Origin of the sequence: Streptococcus sanguinis (assembly GCF_019928825.1) — a bacterium.
Classification (GTDB): domain Bacteria; phylum Bacillota; class Bacilli; order Lactobacillales; family Streptococcaceae; genus Streptococcus; species Streptococcus sanguinis_L.
Map to the genome: position 1 here is coordinate 66,240 of NZ_JAHZOP010000007.1, position 18,370 is coordinate 84,609.

Annotated in this window: 15 protein-coding genes; 1 reads left to right on the forward strand and 14 read right to left on the reverse strand. The window is 39.5% G+C overall.

Annotated elements, in window-relative coordinates; all coding sequences use genetic code 11:
• Nucleotides 1-344 precede the first annotated feature (344 nt).
• Nucleotides 345-2,204 (forward strand): Cna B-type domain-containing protein, encoded by a 1,860-nt coding sequence (locus K1J09_RS11690; RefSeq protein ID WP_223322868.1) that lies wholly within the window; start codon nucleotides 345-347, stop codon nucleotides 2,202-2,204.
• A gap of 872 nt (nucleotides 2,205-3,076) precedes the next feature.
• Here K1J09_RS11690 and K1J09_RS11695 read toward each other — a convergent pair.
• The 14 genes from K1J09_RS11695 to K1J09_RS11760 all read right to left on the reverse strand — a co-directional run.
• Entirely contained in the window at nucleotides 3,077-4,222 is a 1,146-nt protein-coding gene (locus K1J09_RS11695) for a low temperature requirement protein A (RefSeq protein WP_223322870.1), read from the reverse strand.
• Between the two features lie 448 nt (nucleotides 4,223-4,670).
• Complete coding sequence (locus K1J09_RS11700) at nucleotides 4,671-5,186, reverse strand: DUF308 domain-containing protein (RefSeq protein WP_223322872.1); 516 nt, start codon at nucleotides 5,184-5,186, stop codon at nucleotides 4,671-4,673.
• A 379-nt stretch (nucleotides 5,187-5,565) separates the two neighbouring features.
• Nucleotides 5,566-6,906, reverse strand: coding sequence for an ISLre2 family transposase (locus K1J09_RS11705; RefSeq protein WP_223322873.1), 1,341 nt, complete (start codon nucleotides 6,904-6,906; stop codon nucleotides 5,566-5,568).
• 90 nt (nucleotides 6,907-6,996) lie between these two features.
• Nucleotides 6,997-7,293 (reverse strand): trans-aconitate methyltransferase, encoded by a 297-nt coding sequence (locus tag K1J09_RS11710; protein WP_223322874.1) that lies wholly within the window; start codon nucleotides 7,291-7,293, stop codon nucleotides 6,997-6,999.
• 279 nt (nucleotides 7,294-7,572) lie between these two features.
• Nucleotides 7,573-7,911 carry a ribbon-helix-helix protein, CopG family gene (locus K1J09_RS11715; protein ID WP_002926305.1) on the reverse strand — a complete coding sequence of 113 codons (339 nt, stop codon included), beginning with the start codon at nucleotides 7,909-7,911 and terminating at the stop codon, nucleotides 7,573-7,575.
• Nucleotides 7,912-8,028: 117 nt separating this feature from the next.
• The gene (locus K1J09_RS11720) at nucleotides 8,029-8,622 is read right to left on the reverse strand and encodes a recombinase family protein (protein ID WP_125348551.1); all 594 of its coding nucleotides are present in this window, start codon (nucleotides 8,620-8,622) and stop codon (nucleotides 8,029-8,031) included.
• 160 nt (nucleotides 8,623-8,782) lie between these two features.
• Entirely contained in the window at nucleotides 8,783-10,402 is a 1,620-nt protein-coding gene (locus tag K1J09_RS11725; protein WP_223322876.1) for a helical hairpin domain-containing protein, read from the reverse strand.
• Complete coding sequence (locus tag K1J09_RS11730) at nucleotides 10,403-10,750, reverse strand: plasmid mobilization protein (protein WP_002926311.1); 348 nt, start codon at nucleotides 10,748-10,750, stop codon at nucleotides 10,403-10,405. It lies immediately after the preceding gene.
• A 251-nt stretch (nucleotides 10,751-11,001) separates the two neighbouring features.
• A complete protein-coding gene (locus K1J09_RS11735) occupies nucleotides 11,002-11,247 on the reverse strand; it encodes a hypothetical protein (protein ID WP_125348549.1) in 246 nt (81 codons plus the stop codon).
• A 45-nt stretch (nucleotides 11,248-11,292) separates the two neighbouring features.
• The gene (locus tag K1J09_RS11740; protein WP_223322878.1) at nucleotides 11,293-15,084 is read right to left on the reverse strand and encodes an ArdC-like ssDNA-binding domain-containing protein; all 3,792 of its coding nucleotides are present in this window, start codon (nucleotides 15,082-15,084) and stop codon (nucleotides 11,293-11,295) included.
• A gap of 14 nt (nucleotides 15,085-15,098) precedes the next feature.
• A complete protein-coding gene (locus K1J09_RS11745) occupies nucleotides 15,099-15,464 on the reverse strand; it encodes a hypothetical protein (RefSeq protein WP_223322880.1) in 366 nt (121 codons plus the stop codon).
• A gap of 12 nt (nucleotides 15,465-15,476) precedes the next feature.
• Nucleotides 15,477-17,315: a VirD4-like conjugal transfer protein, CD1115 family gene (locus K1J09_RS11750; RefSeq protein ID WP_223322882.1), complete on the reverse strand. Its 1,839-nt coding sequence runs from the start codon at nucleotides 17,313-17,315 to the stop codon at nucleotides 15,477-15,479.
• Nucleotides 17,312-17,848, reverse strand: a complete 537-nt coding sequence (locus tag K1J09_RS11755; protein WP_223322884.1) for a hypothetical protein — start codon at nucleotides 17,846-17,848, stop codon at nucleotides 17,312-17,314. The genes K1J09_RS11750 and K1J09_RS11755 overlap by 4 nt, the downstream gene beginning before the upstream one ends.
• A 51-nt stretch (nucleotides 17,849-17,899) precedes the next feature.
• Nucleotides 17,900-18,370: LPXTG cell wall anchor domain-containing protein (locus tag K1J09_RS11760; protein WP_223340969.1), on the reverse strand; the 471-nt coding region annotated here is incomplete at its 5' end.

An 18,370-nucleotide genomic window follows, 5' to 3' on the forward strand; every position in this document is an offset into this window, starting at 1 on the left:
ATAATTATGCTTATTTTTAAAAACAAATTTATATATATGAATATTTATGGTCATATAATTCATATTTGTTCATTTATTATGCAGGCAAATATTACATTTTTGTTTCAAAAAATACAAAGAAATAACAGCTGCAAGTGTTTCCAAGTCTTAAATGACAAGGTTTTTGGAGAAATAAACTGGTTTACACATTGTCGACAAAAGCTGAACTGGTAAAGGTAAATAGTTGACTTATAGTCAATCGTATGCTAGTCTAATATATGTAGTATATTGGAAATGTAAAGGAATTTTAATATTTTTACATGTTCGATAAAAAGGAAAAAAGGAAAAAAATGGAGGGATTATTTATGAAAAGAATATCTCAGACTATTGCGCGCTTTTTCTCAGTAGCCTTTGTGCTCCTCTTTAGCCTGTTTTCTAGCAGTCAATCTGCCAGAGCCAACACGGTAGACGATGTTATCACGTCAGTAAATGTTTACAATCAAAAGGGTGAAGAACTGACTGACGGCCTCTCCCCTTGGGAAAAATTCCAAATTGACGCAAACTTTGCCTTTAATTATGGCAAGGTTCAGCCAGGAGATACTACGACCATTGGACTTCCTGCTGAATTTGCTTTGGAGGGAGCTGATTTTGAAGTCAAAGATGATGACGGCAATCTCGTAGCGACAGCTGTGGTTGATGCAAGCTCTAAGCAGCTTACACTGACCTATACAGACTATGTCCTGACTCGCTCTCATATTGAAGGGAAAGTTCATCTTTTAGCTCGCGTTGATCATACAGTAGCCAGAGATAAAGGCTCTATTCCTCTGAAACTTATCGTTGGCAAGAAGATTGTTGAATATGGAAAAATTGACTACAAAGGTCTTCCTGGCCAAGCAACTCCTTATACTTTCATAAAATACGGCTGGAATAATGCGGATAATATCAAGAGCATTACTTACAGCCTGAATATCAACCAACAAAATCAAGAACTGGATAATGTTGTTATTTCAGATACTCTGGGCTTTAATACCGGAGAAATTGATCTCAACAGCTTCCAAATTCTTAAAGGTTCATGGGTTGTTGACCCGGCTGATAACTCTTACCGACTAAGTCAGCAACGCGAGGATGTGACAGCAAATTATACGATTAATCTTGCTGCTGACAAGCGTTCCTTTACCATTAACATGGGGCATATCGGTGCCAATGAAGGCTTCTATGTTCGCTATCGTGTCAACTTCCCTACAGTTCCGACTGATGGAACACTCTTCCCGAACGAAGCAATCATGCGAGCAGATAATATCGAAGAGCAAAAATCTTCAGTTGCTGTCCGCTACCAACGTGCAAACGGCTATGCACATGGGGATGTCTATGGTGTGCAGGTGACTAAGAAAGATGAAGCTGGTAAAGCCCTAGCAGGTGCTGAATTCACATTGTACGATGAAGATGGTGTGACAATTGTTCAAAAAGCAACCAGTGATGCTAATGGGATTGCTTCTTTCAGCAACTTGATTAAGGAGCATTATCTGATTAAGGAAACCAAGGCACCAGAAGGTTACCAACTGTCAGATGAAGAGATTCAGGTTAATGCCGCTCAGCTCAAAAATTATGGTTCTGGTATTATTTACAAAGACTTTACCAACCGTAAGGCATTGATTACCGCTTCAGGTACCAAGACTTGGAATGATGACAACGATAAAGATGGCAAACGTCCAGACAAGATTACCGTTCGTCTCTATGCAAATGGCACTGAAGTTGCTCATAAAGAAGTTGGTCCGAATGATAAGGGTGAGTGGAAGTATGAGTTCACTGACTTGCCAGCGACTGGTGAAGATGGAAAAGATATTGTCTACTCAGTTACTGAAGACCGTGTTTATGGTTATACAGCTACTGTTGATGGTATGAACATTACCAATACACCAGTTCCAGGAGTTCCGCAACCGCCGAAACCTAGCTCGGACAATAGCTCTAAGAGCAGCAGTAGTAGTTCTAGCTCTAGCTCTAGCTCAAGTAGCAGTAGCACGACTTCTAGCTCAAGCAGCACTACAGGAAGCACTGTTGTGATTATCGAATCAGATAATGGTACTGGCGGAGGAAATGCCTCTAATGTTGGAACCAAGAAAGTTCTCCCTAAAGCGGGTGAGAATGCTAGCTGGATCATGATTGCTGCTGGAGTAGCTCTAGTAGGCTTGGTAGGCTTCATTGTCTTCCGTGCGAAGAAGAAATAAATTTCATCTCTGTTCCCTTAAGGGGCAGAGATTTTTTACTCCAAACCCGGATTAGCAGTGGTCGCTTTTTAGAAAGCAGAAATAAGAATGTTTTTTACAATCAGTCACTATCTTGTATCCTTTTGTTAATCAAGACTGTGATGTTCCGTAATATAGTTGTTTTAAAATAAAAAGCAACTAAGATGTTTCCTAGAACAAATTAGTTGCTCAGAACTACGGGGAAGGCCGCTTGGATATGCAAGCGTGAGGCATATCTAAACTTGATATATAATCTTTCTTAATTCCTAAATCAAAAAAATTATAAGACGTCCTTAGGAATATGCTCGGTGTGTAACCATCTTTATCAGGTTTTCGTCAAACATATTTTGTTTCAGTCTTCTCTCGTAGTTTTTTTCTATGCGATGCCTCTCCTTTCTTGTGTCTAAAGGAAGGGGATTTTTTGTGTGGAAAATCTACTTTGAATTTAAGGAGATGATTGAGCTGAAAAAAGCGAAATTAAATAAGCAAAAAAGCCTTGTAAATCAAGGCTTTTACTGTTGAAGTTTGATGCCCCCTGCATGAATTTGTAAGAACTTTTCATATTGAAAATAAACAAAAATGTTGAAATATAGCTGATTTTAGGGAAATACTTTTAGGTATTTTCAATGTCAGGATTTAAAAATGGGGCAAAAGTGGGGCAAAAACAAATTAACGAAAAAAATATCGAGTTCGTGCATCAAGTAAATGATAAATTGCAAGAATAAGTGCAACATTTACTCGAACTCATCCTCTAGAGCTTCACTAGCAGTTCTGTAAGCTAAACATTTTCGTGGTCGGTGATTGATATCATATAAAGCCTTGGTTCCCAAAGCTTTTTTAATGCTATAAACTCATTAAAAGAACCCCCAGTTAGATTTGGAATATTTTTTATTCTGTGTCACATAAAAATAAATAAAATGAATGGCTATAGCTAGAGTAAAAATGGTTGCAATACTCAACACTGTTATAGGATTAGAAGCGAAAAGCAAAGAGAGAATCAAGGCAGCCAGATAGAGTGTCGCTTGAGCACAGTAGTAACTTCTCGGATAGCGAAGATAGTTTTTGTTATAGGGCCCATTTGCTAGGACAGCAGCTTGGAAGAGGCCAATTCCGATATAAAAGAAGCTGATTGCAACGAGAAGATTAGCCTCGGGATTCAGGAGATAACCCACCGAAACTGTCATCAACATAAGCCCGATGAAAATAGGATAGTGACTATAAATTACAAATAATCCCTTTTGACTAGATCCTTCATCAATAGCATGGTCAAATTCGCCAAAATAAAACAAGAACAGGGAAAGCATGATAACGAAATTGAGAACCGAATAAATCGAGAAATTCTCGACTGTAAAGAAGCTAGCTAGCCCAACAACCATCTCTCCAAACGTAATAATCACAAGAAGGGAGACGCGCTCGATTAAATGGGGAAGATTTACCTGGAAATGCTCATCTTTAGTAATCAAGAAAATTGGCACAATAAATGTTAGCAGAATACTAGCAATAAAGATATAGACTCCAACGTAAATAGGAAAAAGAGCTGCCAGATAGACTCCTAAACTTCCTAGACCTGTTAACCATAGAAAACCTTTGATACTTTCCCGATCAGTATTATCGGTTGATTTTCTAAAAAATTCAACCAAATATTGAAAAAATAAGGTAAGGGTCAATGTACCAACAGCCCAACAGGTATAATAGAACCATTGTTGCCAATTGTATCCAATCATATTGGACATAAAGAGCATAAGTCCCATGTTGATAAACATGATTACCATGTTAAATAACGAGTTTGTTCCATAGCGATTGGTATAAATGGTTTGAATCATCCAGGAATTGATGATAACCATGACAGAGATGAAGAAATCAAGTAAAGAATCCCAAGCCACAACACCGCTATGAAGAGGGTGAATTAAAGCAGTTGCTTTTGAAATTGCAAAAACAAACACTAGGTCATAAAATAGTTCTGAAAATTCTACACGTTTATGCTTAATAAGAGTTGTCATCTTAAGTCCTTTCTATTCTAGAAGTACAATTTATTATAACAGAAAATGGTAATGAGAGAAAAGGAGATGCTTAAATAACTTCATGTGACGCGAATTGTCAAAACCTTGGAGCACATTTACCTCATGTACCAACTCACAGGCAGAGTGTTTGATGATTGATAATGAAGAATAAGATTTTACAATAGAAAAGCGAGGATATCCTCGCTTTTTTTATTTAATCTAATAGCTCCTTATTTTCAATTAAGAGCTCTAGTGGAGATTTATCTCTTGCTTCAATAAAACCAGGTTCATATTGGGTATGAAGTGTTCTTTTCTGAGAAGTTGGATCAATATACAACTCTTTTCCATCTTCTGTGTATAGTTGGTTGCCTCTTGTTAGGTAAAGAGACGAAAAAGCTGAGAATATGATTTCCCAGCTTTTTTGAATGCGATAGAAATAGCAACTAGACTATTTACGAAAGGCCTCAATAATGTAGGTGAAGCCAGTAACTAAAAATGAAAAGGCAATGACATAAACGACAAAGACACCTGTAGCCACTGGATTGAACAGAATCGCTAGACCTAGTAAAAATTCAAGCAAGGCTACCCACATGATATTGCTACCAATAATAGGGAAAATCAATCCTAGACGATTGCCTTTAAAGAAAGCAATAATGGCTTCTACAATTAACCAAATTCCTACAATGGTCGGAATGACGACCGGCAGGGTCACAAAGCCATAAGCAACGAGGTAAAGAGCTAAGAGAAGACTAACAAATCCTTGGAAAAGATAAACAGGTGAGCGAAGCTCTTTTGGTGCAGAGAAATAGCCTAAAATAGCTGCTATAGAAGAAACCAGTAAACCAAATGAAATCCACCAGCTGTAAGCAACAAGATTAGCTACTGGGTTTGTAAATAGGAAAAGTCCTAAAAGGACAAAAACAACTCCTGCAAGGAATAGCAGTAAACGATTAGAAAATTTCATTTCAATACCTCCTATATAGTATAATTTGCTAATAAAACTATTGTACTTATTTTTATAGAAAATGTCAATAAAATAAATAAACAAGTATGTGTCTGAATTTTTGAGAAGATAAAAAAATAGCAGAAATTCAAGGAAATGAGATACAAACAATTACACTTGCTCTTCAGCCTTGACATTCTCTACTTTATGCTGTAAACTAGATTAAAGACTGAGTAACACAAGAGGTATTTGTTTACTCGGTGGAGGTTAGGTGTTGACGCACCTGCCTCTTTTTTTGTTTCGTTGCTATAATTATACTACAATTGTTTTTAAGTGTCAATAAAAAATCGCAAATCACTGCCGAAAAATGCGATAATGACGCTATTTTTTCTCTCTAAGTTTAAAATAAAGACAGTCCCTCACTCTTTTTAGCTTTTCTAGGAATAGGCTTATGATTTTTAAGATTGTATTGTTTTTTTGAGGAACTCAAATACCGACTTGCTGAGACATTATCTAACGATTTTATTTTTTCATATTCTGTCCGCCAGCCACCAAAAAAGAGATCTCTAAGACGACCTTCCTGACCTAAAATAATTATCTGACTCATTTTTTCTGCTCCACGAACAGACCAGTACATCCCCTGATTTTTCATCCTGTAACTGATTTTTCGATGCTGCGACTCCATAATTCCGATTCCAAAATCAACCATGCCTTTATTTTTGGGAGAAACAGTGTATTTAAAATTGTTAAGAAATTGATTTTTTACTCTATGAAAAGCATCCAATTTCTCTGGATCCTCAATCAAAGACTCTGCGGTATCTAGTGCCAAAATCATTTTTTTCTTATCATGCTTTGCTACAGCATCAAAAGCCAGATCAGTCAAAGCTGCTGGAAATGGTCGAAAGGTTTTTTTGATAAGTTCATTTACATGGAAAGCATCCCAAAAATGATAGTGAATTTTTGGACGAAAAGCTGAGGCTAAATCTTTGAAAACCTCTGGAGAATATCCGTGGCCTCCGTCTGAATTCGTTACAATAACCGTGTCCGAAGTAATTTCAAATTGATTGTATAATGTGTCAAGGAGTTGCTCCTTGGCTTTTTTATAAGAATTTGAAACAATCTCTACCTTGTTTTCTAGCTTACGGCGCTTACCAGTTACAGCAACACTGCCAGTATGAGCCACAAAATGAGCTAACTCAGTAGACTTACCTTCCTGCCCTGCTTGAGATTGCTTGACCCATAGTCCATCCCCCTCAATATAAAGAGTGTCTGTCTTAATTTTCCCCCTTTTTTCCGGAAAAGAAAGAAAACGATACTCCTCTTTTTCTTCTAGGAGATCTCCAGCTATATTGACAGCCTTTTGAACACTATCTTTGGTAACATAGACTTGATTTAGCAGCTCGACAACTTCTACCACTTTCCGATATGGGAGCTTTCTAGACAAGTCTGTCAGCTGGTAGAGAACTTCTTGAGAATATCGAACATAAGGAATCAATCCCAATTTTTCATCAACAGGGATTCTAGTCTCCTCACCTTTCTTCCAGCGACTCCTTGAAAAGCGAATTTCACCGAACGAAAAGACAACAGTCCTTTCAGCCTCGTTAATTCTCTTATAGCCTTTTGTCCTCATGATAGGGGCAATATACCGCTCATAACAATCAATCCATTTTAAAAATATCTCTTGGTTCTTTTGCTGCAGGTAAGAATAAAACTCTCTTTCGTCAAGCACTTCCATGTTCATACTTTCCCTCCGTATTTACAAGAAAAGTCGCTAGATATGGTTAGCGACTATCAAATATTTTTAAAATAGACAATGTAAAAGCTGTAGTCTTTACGGTGATAAATTATACCATAATTTTTTTATACCAGGAATGATTTGCCTATTTTTATATTTCTTATTTTCTTCTCTGGATAATCTACGGACATAGTTTACATGGGCTAACAGTTCCTCTTTTCGCTCCTTCTGAATAACTTTTACAAGTTCCTCATGTGTTAAATAGTAGTCCGCAAGGATAAGGTGTTTTAGCTCATAACTCTTTCTACGATACTTTACAGTAATAATCGTCCAGTACTCTACATAGCACTTGTTATTTATAATTTCCTCAACCCATACATCTTGAATTTTCATGATTTTGTCCTCCTCTATTTTTACTATTCGTAAAAATAGATCAAAAAATAAAAAAAGTTCCCAAATAGGGAACTGAGTAGATGAGTGTTAGGGCTTACTACCCTTTAGTAGTATAGCATAAATTTAAGCAATTTTATTCAATTGTGTAGCATCCAGGTCTCTTATATATCATAAAACATCAAAGTATATACGTTTTAAAACGAATTTTTTTGGATATATCTTGTATATCTTTATATATAATTTAGCTAGAAATGCTATATAAAATCGGATATATGACAATTACGATTTAGAACGAAAAATTCGTTGCCACCAGTGCTGCTTATGGGTTAGCAGCAAATTGTTTTTTAAGTCAAGTGACTCTTTTAATAATATATCGCTTCTTTCCAACTGCTCATCTTTGATTTTTAGCTGTTCTTTAAGATAGTCAACCTGATCAGTCAGTATTTTGATAGTAGATTCGCTTTCTATATTATTCTCTATATCAGGTATATCTTGAACTATATCTTCTTCTAGTGCTTTATCTATCATATACTGACTTCTATTTTTACCTGATTTATTAGCTAATGTATCAATTCTATCTAGCAGTTCCTCTTCTATTTTAATATTGACTTGTCTCATTGTTCTATCTTTCCTTATATAGTTATTGAATTTATTTTATATAAGCATTATATCACAGATATAGAGCATTTAACATTGAAATATCTGATTTATCCGATTATATATATTGTATATAATCTAGTCTATAGACCTTGAAATATTATATTTATTTCTATATCGTCTAAAGCTTCTTTCAGGTATTCCTGTAAGCTTGCTCACATCTTTATCAGTATAGCCTTGATTATATAAACTAAAGGCATGCTGCAATCGTTCGTCGTTTTCTGTATAGAGAGCCTTCCTGCCCTGGTACTTACCCTGAGCCTTGGCAAGAACAATCCCCTGACGTTGGCGCTCCTTGATGCGCTCTCGTTCAGCCTGCGCTTGATACTTATATATTTCTAAAATTAGACTATTCAGAAGCCGTCTGAGGTTCTCGTCCTCAATTCCTCGCAAGGTTGGCAGATTTAAAACCTCCAGAGTAGCTCCCTTAGCTTGGATGTCGTTCATAACTTCTGTCAGTTCCTTGTTGTTTCGTCCTAGCCTCTCCAGTTCACTGACGACCACAATATCACCCTCACGTATATACTCCAGGAGAGCCTGCAGCTGTGGACGTTCCTTACTGGCTCCGCTGGCTGCCTCTCGAAAAATCTTCTCACAATCCTGTAGTTGCTCCAGCTGCCGAGATAGATTTTGATCAGCAGAGCTGATCCTGGCATAACCTATTTTGGCCATTTTCTTTACCTCCTTATTGCCGAACTCTATTGGCCGTGTCTTTTGACCAGTAAAATCAAGTTGCACGTGCAAGGCCAATAGGGCATACCTAATTGGCCTGTTGTATTTACTTGTTTATTCCTGATTTACACGTCCAACATATTTATAATTATGTTTATGTTTATAATGAGCTTTCCTGCTCTTTCTCTCTCCGAACCTGGTTATTATCCTTAACAGATTGGTACTCTTCAAAGCTACCAACAATGCCATCATATTTCTGCTGCAGACCTGCTTGCTCAACACTGATTTCAGTAATCTCTTTCTCCAGTTCCTCCGCTCGAATGGTCAAAGGGAAGCCCAAGCTTTCTAGAATTTCCTGACCTAGCGCCTGGTATTCTGGATTGTCAGAATGCAGATCAGACAAAGCAGCTGCAGCTTTGTTGAGTTTAATCAGTCGTTGGTCAATCTGCTGCAGAGTCTCCTCTGTTTGGTCCAGCTGCTCAATAAAGCGTTCCTCGAGTTCTTCAAATTGTTGGCCACTGGTCACGTCATGAGCAGCCAGGAACTCAAACTCTTTAATCAACTGATCTAGATTAAAGATGTTTCGGTTTTTAGTCAGAACAACCTCGCCATTATTATAAGCCATCTGCTTCATAAGGGTATTTCCTTTGATGTAACGGTTATTCTCTGAGTGATCTGGATTAAGAAAATAAAAGAAATCATTTCTTCGGACAAAGAGTTCAAAACGTCCATCTTCAAGCTGATCTACTTGCCGATGTGGGACCTTAATCAAACCATGATTACGGATCCCAAAGTCTATCTCAAGGTAGATGCCGTCAGCTGTAACCTCTTTAACTTGCCAAGGTTCAATCATGAGACGTTGTTCAAAATCTTCTGCTTTTTCTTGCTGCAGTTTGTCATACTCTGGCTTAATGTCCTCTAGGGAGTAGGTCGCCTTGTTTTGACTGACTCGCTTCTCAATCGTGGCCAAAGTGTAAGCACCTTTTTTAGATAACGTACTGTCACGAGTATTGCGTTGCTGCTCACTGTCCAGCAACCGATAAGTGGCATGCTTGCCAGAGAAATTGACCGCTAAATTCAGCGCCTCTGCCTTTTTCAAAAAGTCCTCAAGGGATGTTGAGTGCTTAATCAAGAAATTCAAACGGGACTTAATCTCAAGTTTAAATACATTCTTTTTCTGATAGGCCGCATACTTCGTATGAGAAAATCTTGGAGCGCTACGATCAATAATTTTAGCTCCAGCCAATTCCGCATAGCGGTCCGAGATTTTCTCCAGGCTCCGCTTAGTTCCCTTTTGCCAACGGAACTTTTTCAAGCTGCTGGTATCCGTTGTATTGAAAATAATGTGATTATGAATATGGTTTTTATCTACATGTGTTGCGATGACAAATTCATGTTTTCCCTTTGTCAATTCCAAAACAGTCTTGCGCCCTATCTCGTGAATTTCCTCTGCTGTTAGATTGTCCGACGGATCAAAAGATTGGATCAGATGATGAGCTAGCACTCCTTTTTCTGTCACCAAATCAGAGGTTTCTTTTCGCCCAAAGCGAGTGTCAGCTAACTTCTTTGTCAGGATGAATTCCTCTGCAGCTTTCCTCTCTTGTCCAATCAAATGACCAGAGACTAACTGCGTCTGCAATTTCCCATCTTTGAGAATAACTGGAAAAGATTGGTTGCTGTTAGTGACCAGTTCTACTGTCTTAGCTTCATCCAAAATATATTTAACAGCCCTCTTTAAGTTACCAGTGTTTTTGATCTGAATAGCTTTTGTAACAACCATCTATTCTCCTTTCTCTGCTTCTTCAATCTTCCCCTCAATCAGCTCCTCAATCTCCTGCAGCTTCTCCAAAACAGCAACCAATTCCTCTCTGCTGGCTTCTTCGTTCGTGTTCACCTGCCGAGCAATTTGGTTGATATTGACCCCGACTCGATTGATTTCCTGACGCAGTTTAGACAGCTCTTCAAAGTTGATAACTTGCACTCGACCAGTAAGCAACATGTAGCGGGCAAAGGTCGAAAAGTTCCGGATACCAGCTTCCCCCATTTTACGACGGATGGCCTGATTTTCGCTTTCGTTTATCCAAAATAGCTTTTGTATTGGTCGTTCTCTGTGTCCTTGTTCTTTCATACCTAATTTTGTTCCTCTCTGCTTGATTGCAACCTGCCATCTTGATATACTTTGCTCTGGCAAGCATAGCATTTGTATATACAAATGCGAAATTTAAAAGAATAGGCTCTCTTCTCTTTGGGCTTTCCCTGCCCAAATAAGAGAACCTATCTTTCAAAACTTTGGGGAAATCCCCAAGCCCCTGGTGAGGTGCTGCGCACCTTAACAAGCGGACCATTTTTCAAATGGCCTCGCCTATTTTGAATACCTACCTAGCGGTAGTCATTCTTCAGCTGCTCATACTCTGCATCATTGATTGACTGAAGATAGCTGATTGTTTCAGCGGTATCCTCCGCCAAATCCAGCTCCAATTCTTCCTGTTCTTTCAGGTCCTTTTGGAGTTCATGTATAGCTGCCTTTCGGGAGAGTTTGAAAAACTCTTCATCTGCTTTCAGCACACCATCTGGTGCGAATGTTGTAAAATATGTGGTTAAAGTTTCATCAACTATTTCTTTCATCTTGGTTATCCTTTCGTTTACGATTAAGTGAGCTGAGCAGTTCTTTTACTTGCTCGCTTGGTTGTCCTTCTCCTCGTCCCCTTTCTGGGGATGAGATTTTTTTTCGGGTTCTGATGCCGCCTTTTCAGCCATCTTCTGCTGGCATTTTTCGTTGAAATGTTCCAACTTTTGAGAGAGCGGATCCTTTGAAACTTCCTTTGATTGATACTTCTCAAATGCTGTGTCCAGCCGCTGAATCAGGTCCTTTGCTTCCTGCTGGACGATGGAAAGCTGAGCCTCCAGATCAGCCAAGCTGTCCGGCTCCTTGCTCCAGCCGGCCAGATAACCAAAGCTGTAAGAGCTGGTGTCTAGGCCGTAATGATTGGCCACGACATAGGCCACACTCTCAGCCTGTAACTCTTTCGTCGTCCGGGTCAGATGCTTACCTTCGAGGCTCTTTGGGTTGTGGAGATCAGCGTGAGCCATCTCATGAAAGATGGTACTCAGTGTCTCACGTTCACTCATGCCAGCCCGAATAACAATCTTGCTATCTGTTGGCGAATAAAAGCCGTGGGCCTCCATTGGTTTCTTGGAGATTTCAAAAGCAATCCCCTTGGCTGCAGCCGTTTCTTTAGCCGCTCGGTAGAGGTTGGCATAATCTTGGTGGGTTCCCTCCAGCTCATAAACCGGTTGAGGTAACTCCTTACCTTCCGTTTGGCTGACATCAAATACTGGTACCAAACGGAAGCGGGTATCTTTGACTTCCTGCCCCTTCTTATTCAAGACCGGTTTCCCCTTTTCATCCTTACGGGTTACTTGATAGGGTGCCCAAATCTTGAGGGCCTTCTCTCCTTTCTTGACATGACGGTCAAATGATTTCCATGCTTTAAAGGAAGCCACAGCGGAAGCTTTCGGGTTCTGTGCCACGATTAGAAACAGGTTATTGAGTGAGTAGTTATTCAGCTTGCTCATCGTATTCAGGAAAGCCTTATAGGTGTCAGAATTGAAATAATTCTTGACTCCTTCCTTCATGTGAGCAGATAAACCTTTCAAATCTCTGTCTTGAATTAATTGGTCAATAGTGGGCTTCTTCTGTTCTGCCACTCGAAATACTTTTGGAAAATTTTCTTTGTCCAGTACTCCTTTTTCAACTGCTTTCGCTATCAATATATCAGCAGTTAGGCTAGTTAACTTTTCATGTCTGAGACCGTCATTTTGTATTCCTAAATAACGTTCTGCAAACTCACGCACAGGCTCAATATCCAGATTTTCTTGCAATAGCCGTTGCTTCACTTCTTGGTCTGATTCAGAAAGCAAGAAGACAATCTCAGAGTCATATTCTTGAACAAGTTTTACAATTCCAGTGAAATTTTCTTTGTCAATAGCATTCAGATAGTTTTCTTCATCCTGCTGAATCTGTTGCATCATATCCCGATGGACAACCTCCTCAGAAGTTCGTACTTTCAACTCAGTTGCTTGTTCGTCAATATTATTAGGATAAACACTGATAATACTTTGACCGTTTACATATACATCAAAATCTCCGACTAAAGCACTGTCTATTGTCATCAATATATCAGTTGGGGTCCCTCTATCATCTTCAGCAAGTTCTTGCTCTAAAATATGACGTTCAGTCTCTGAAAGATTCTGTTTCACAAACTCCAACAAGCCCGAAACGCTATCAAAATCCTCTTGTAATTCTCCATTTTTCACAGAATATGTTTTGATTGGTTCTAAAACAGTAATAGCCTGCCAAGGTTCAACAACTGGAACTTCATCTACTAATCCATTATTCTTAGCTAAAGTGATAAAAGAATCTACTGTTAAGTCTTTTCCCGCACCATTTTTAAAAAAGTCATTCCAAGCACCTGAAAAAATAGTTAATTCTTCATAATCTGGATCAATATATTGTATGACGAAGTCATCCAATGGCTTATAATCAAATCCCTCAAGATCAATTTGTAAAGCTTCTAAACGCTGGTCGTCTCCTTGATAGATAGGTGGTCTGCTAAGTACTTCTGAGACGCTGTATTTTTGGATAAGTTCCAAACTTTTTAGGAATTTATCTTTATCTAACGAATGTAAAAATTCTTCTTGACGGGCGGCCTGCAAAAGCATTTCTTGTTCAGTCGCTTGCTTCTGGATAACATCAATATTATTTTCTGCCATTTGATTCTCCTTAATGGAATGTTCTCTATCCCTTATCTTCATTAAAATTCTTGGAAATTCTATTCTCCATACTCCTTGATCTTGTTCATGGGTTAAAACTTTTCCTCTTGTTGCATCCAACGCTTGACGAAAGGACGTATCTTGCTGATAACGTTCTTTTAAAAGTTTCTCCATTAACAAAATATTCTTACTGGTATCAGCAAGCCCTAAAACTCGATCTGATTGGACTTTTTGACCTGCCTTAAAGGCTGCTCTATTTTTTTCAGCCCACGAATAAGCTTTTGCATTAATCTTTCCTGATTTCAGAGTCTGATAAGCATGTTCGACACTCTCATAACTGAAACCATCAATGACTAGTAGGGAAGGTGCTAGATTAGATAGTAATGTATTTTCATTCTTTCCAGCCCAGATGTTCAGTGTCTGCGGAACTTCCTCTCTAAGCCCCTCTTTGGCTTCTGATAGCTGTTGGTATGTCTTTGATTGATTGGCCGCCAATCCATCTATCTCGTCCCGAGAGAGCGTTTCAGAGGTACTGAAAGCGACCACATCACCTACAGTCAACTGGGCGACTTTTGCTGCAGCCAACTCTTTTGAAAAGTAACCTTGATAGGCTGCAGCTTTTTTCTTTTTATCGTAGCTGTAGATATGAACTAGCTCTTCTTGCCCCTGGAGTGGTTCTTTCAAAAAGCTGTTCCAATCAGCTTTTTCAACTCCTTTTTCAGCAATAGGCGGAATATCTAGCTTAAAAGGGATTCCCTTTTCCTGCAGCTTGCTGATAAAATTCCACCCTGCAGAGTCATTATCTACAGCCAAAGTGATAAAATCCTCATTGCTCTGAAAGAACGTGGAAGTTTTAGCTGTAGCTTCAAGTACTCTAGCTGTTCGCTCCCCTGGCTCATAAGTCTTGCCCTGCAGCTCACTGACTAGCTCTGCAAAGCGAAAACTCATAAGACCTTCCTTGAGTCCATCCATAGCCACTAAACGGACGTCTTGAAGCTGAGGATGGAGCTGATAATAGCTCATAACATCGATGGGAGACTCTGCAAATATAAGTCGTTTAGGTCGGCCAACGTCTGCGTAAAAACCAGTAAGGCCATCAGAATTTTTCAATATCCGCTTTAGATACCCCCTATCAGGATATTTCTCCCGATTTTCGACAATTCCCTGCAGGCTGGCTCCCATCACCTTTCCCTGGCTGTTTTTAAATTTAAAAACAATAGCTGGCTCAGAGTAATCGTTCATTTTATGAGATATTTCAGCTATATTCCCTTGCTGGAAGAAAAAAGTAATTGTATCCTCAGATAGTTTCCGCTCCCTTCTCAGATAGTCTTTGGTCCAGCTGGGGTTGGTATGCTCATAGCGTTCATGTCTGTATTCAAAGGCCAGTTTAGGCTCTGGTGCAGCGGTCATATCCACTTCTGGGAACTCTCCTACCTCCAGGAAGTGCTTGGCCGTTTTGAAGGATGGTCGAGTTCCTGTCTGCTCTTCCCGAATGGTCTGGACAAGCTTAATTACATCTCCTTTCACATCACGAGAAAACCATGAAAAGATATTGCGACGTGGGCTGATTACAAAACTTTCATGTTCTACCCAGACATATCTGTCCGTTCCCTGGCGCTTCAGCTCCATCCCTAAAGCCTCAGCTACATCTAAGATAGATAGTTTTTTCAATTCTTCTACTCGTGCCATAAGCAGCCTCCTTTCTATTCTGCACGGTTAGGCAACTTTAGGAAGAAATCTTCTGGAGTAGCTCGGATTAATTCAAATTCTTCTTGGGTTGCTTCCAACGGCCGAACTATTGGGACTTTTGCTGTTTGTTCTGCATCATAACAAAATAGATAAGGCTGCAGCTCTTGGAATTCTTGGTAAGTCAATTCCTGAATAGCTTTCACAAGCACCTGCAGCAAAAGCTCCTCCTGAGATTGATCTGCAGATCCTTCTTTTGTAGCAGCTACCGCAGCTCTCAATAATACACCTCCAGGTATTTGCTCCTCGATGCCCTCAAAAAAACCAACTCCATAAGTTGGTTTTTGAGGGTCTTTATTACTCTTAAACATAAAATCGTACATATCATTTCCTTTCTAAGCACTCAAGTCCCAAGGTAGAGCGATTTCTTCTAATTCCTCCAGGCTGATTTCAACCTGGTTGCTCTGATCTACATTCTCCAGCCATTCCTCAATATCTGACATGTAACGCTTGTAGCGATACCAGTTAGGATCTGTCGGACTGTCTGCATGTCTTCCATAACGTGGATGCTCTTCTAATCGGTATTTCTTATCCTTGAAAACATTCTGCCGGTTCAGGAAAAGCAGGGCTTCATCCAAGGCAATGGTTGCAACTTCATGATAATCAAGCAATTCCCGCTTGAGACTGTCCGTAGACTCACTAGAAGAGCCATGCTGTCCGTAACTTTTAGAAACTTTCGTTTGTTGAATTGTCTGCGCACCTGTTCGATCCGACATATTCTTAAGCGTGTCTGGATCATTAGATCCCAAGTAGAGAATTGCTCCGCAGTTATTAATAATTGTCTTTGTGTTTTTTTCACCGTAAAGCTCCTCTAGCTGACTATGCGATTGAAACATCAACTTTATGGAAATTTCACGAGTACGGATAACAGAGATCACTTGAGGAAGCAGCGGAATTTTACCAATTTGAGCAGCTTCGTCTCCGTAGACCTGCAGGTGTACCAAATTATCTTTTTTAGCCGTTTCATGCTCTCCTTTTAGAATTGAATCAACTACACGAATAGAGGTATCAAAGATTGTTGTAAACAATAGTGAGGATAAGAATTGATAGGACTTGTCCGTCTCAGGAATGTGAATAAAGACCGCTGTTTTCTCCAGCTGCCACTTTTCAATCTCCATGGTATCCCGCTGAACAATCTTTCTCACATCGTCATGGTCAAAAACGGAAAATCGGCTGGAAATAATAGCCAGGACAGACATCAAAGTCTGACCGCCAAAGTTCTTCATAAAGAGCTGGAACTGCTTATTAGCATAGTTACCTGGAAGCTCCTCTTCTAGCTGCTTAAACATTTCCTCAACCGGACTTTCAATCTCTGGATCAGTCCGCTTCAGGAAGCGTAACAAATCAGCTACTTGAGCCAGGTTTGGCTCATACTTGCCTAGAACTTTTCCATCAAAGTACAGATACCCAATCAAAGCTCTGGTCAAAAAGGCCTCTGCCTGGGCCCAGAAATCTTCACCTTGATGATCAGAACGCTTTGTCGCATTGATAATCGCTTCTGACACCTTATCGATGTCCGTTTCTTTGTTCATATAACGAAACACATTGAAGCCATCTGTATTAGAAAGCTTAATCAAGTCAAATACCTTAATATTATAATCTCCCTCTTTCAAGATCGTGCCGACTTCATGAATGACCATTCCTTTTGTGTCTGTAAACACATAACTAGAATTAAGCTGCATCATATTGGGTTTACCAAAAGAGCGAGTTTTCCAGTCACCAGTTCCCCCGATAACTAGGGCATTCTTATTGATATGCTTGTTGTAGGGCAAACGTTGATTAAAGAGGCCCATCTGAGCTCGCTGTGTAAAAATCATGTTTTTCTCTGGATCCTGATCCTGAAAGCTAGCCAGCTCCTCTACGGTTGCAAAACGAGCTGTTCCGTGTTCTTCTCCAGTTCGGTAAACTCCCTTATCCTGTTTGCGAGTAAAGAAGAAAAAGGCGGCCAGAACTCCAATAAACCCAGCAGTCAAAGATAGAGACGTAAACTGAATATCGATTAAAGATTTATCTGACCAATGTTCCGCCATCCAATCAAATTTAGCTAGACCGAATTCATCGTTAACTGCTGTATCTGGCGCCAATTCAAAGAGCTTTGCTAACCAATGGAGAGCATAAAATAGAACAGCTGCAGCAATGAGATAGGGCAGCGGCTTCCGTTCTGTTGTATTCATTTTACAACCTCCTTACTTGGAATAAACTTCTCTACTTTTAGAGCTTTCTCTGCCGCAGCTTTGATTTTCGCATCCTGCAGCTTTTGTAAATGCTCCAGTTTTTCTTCAAAGCTCATATTTTCGGGCCGTTTCAGTAGCTCTTGATTAAGCTTGGTACTCTCTTTAGGGTTCGTCAAGTCCGTCAAAAATTTCTCATAAGCCTCTTTTACCAGTGCCTCATTTTTCACCTCAAAGGCCAACATCACCCGGTTATTCTTTAGTTTCTGTGAAGCAAAGCCGATTTTATACTCTCTCAAGTAGTCCTTGAGCTTTTCAAGATTAACCTCATTATTCAGAAAGGTTTTAACTTCCTTTTTACTATCCGTGGTCATGAAACTGTTCCATTTAGTTTCTCCAGCAAAATGTTTGTTAGCCATCCGATGCTTAATTTTGTCATTTGTAGTTTCTAAGATGTAGGCCAATGCTTTCAACAAAGTTTCACCAGTAACCTTTGATACATCTTTTAATTGATAAATCGTTCGTTCTTGTTCCATAGAACCTCCTTTCTATAAGAAAACAAAAGCAGCCTAAAATAAGCTGCTTGATTACTTAGAAACTTTTCTATTTTTTAAACAGACTGAAAAGATTCCCAGAATTAATCCCCAAATAGCAAATAAAGGATTTGAGATTGTTCCTGTTTCTGGTAATCTATTCAATGTTTGAGTAGTTACTGATTCTGTCATTCTAACATCTGGAGTGGTAGACTGTGATGGGGATTCACGAGTTCCTTCGAAAGCTTTTTTGGAAGAGGAAATACTAGAATTATTTTTTTCCGATATACGGTCAGAACGTCTTGAAGTTACTTGTTCTTTCTCTCCTAAGGAAGTGTCAGGGACTGCTGGTCTTATCAATTGAAGCGGAGTACTTGGATCTGTCGGCTGCGCTGGAGTGGTTGGCTGCGTCGGAGCTACAGGATCTGTCGGTTGCGCTGGAGTGGTTGGCTGCGTCGGAGCTACAGGATCTGTTGGCTGCGCTGGAGTGATAGGCTGCGTCGGAGCTACAGGATCTGTTGGCTG

What these genes read in the sequence shown, in the direction of transcription:
- K1J09_RS11690 (WP_223322868.1), top strand. Translation starts at nt 345, where the DNA reads ATGAAAAGAATATCTCAGACTATTGCGCGCTTTTTCTCAGTAGCCTTT.
- K1J09_RS11695 (WP_223322870.1), bottom strand. Translation starts at nt 4,222, where the DNA reads ATGACAACTCTTATTAAGCATAAACGTGTAGAATTTTCAGAACTATTT.
- K1J09_RS11700 (WP_223322872.1), bottom strand. Translation starts at nt 5,186, where the DNA reads ATGAAATTTTCTAATCGTTTACTGCTATTCCTTGCAGGAGTTGTTTTT.
- K1J09_RS11705 (WP_223322873.1), bottom strand. Translation starts at nt 6,906, where the DNA reads ATGAACATGGAAGTGCTTGACGAAAGAGAGTTTTATTCTTACCTGCAG.
- K1J09_RS11710 (WP_223322874.1), bottom strand. Translation starts at nt 7,293, where the DNA reads ATGAAAATTCAAGATGTATGGGTTGAGGAAATTATAAATAACAAGTGC.
- K1J09_RS11715 (WP_002926305.1), bottom strand. Translation starts at nt 7,911, where the DNA reads ATGAGACAAGTCAATATTAAAATAGAAGAGGAACTGCTAGATAGAATT.
- K1J09_RS11720 (WP_125348551.1), bottom strand. Translation starts at nt 8,622, where the DNA reads ATGGCCAAAATAGGTTATGCCAGGATCAGCTCTGCTGATCAAAATCTA.
- K1J09_RS11725 (WP_223322876.1), bottom strand. Translation starts at nt 10,402, where the DNA reads ATGGTTGTTACAAAAGCTATTCAGATCAAAAACACTGGTAACTTAAAG.
- K1J09_RS11730 (WP_002926311.1), bottom strand. Translation starts at nt 10,750, where the DNA reads ATGAAAGAACAAGGACACAGAGAACGACCAATACAAAAGCTATTTTGG.
- K1J09_RS11735 (WP_125348549.1), bottom strand. Translation starts at nt 11,247, where the DNA reads ATGAAAGAAATAGTTGATGAAACTTTAACCACATATTTTACAACATTC.
- K1J09_RS11740 (WP_223322878.1), bottom strand. Translation starts at nt 15,084, where the DNA reads ATGGCACGAGTAGAAGAATTGAAAAAACTATCTATCTTAGATGTAGCT.
- K1J09_RS11745 (WP_223322880.1), bottom strand. Translation starts at nt 15,464, where the DNA reads ATGTACGATTTTATGTTTAAGAGTAATAAAGACCCTCAAAAACCAACT.
- K1J09_RS11750 (WP_223322882.1), bottom strand. Translation starts at nt 17,315, where the DNA reads ATGAATACAACAGAACGGAAGCCGCTGCCCTATCTCATTGCTGCAGCT.
- K1J09_RS11755 (WP_223322884.1), bottom strand. Translation starts at nt 17,848, where the DNA reads ATGGAACAAGAACGAACGATTTATCAATTAAAAGATGTATCAAAGGTT.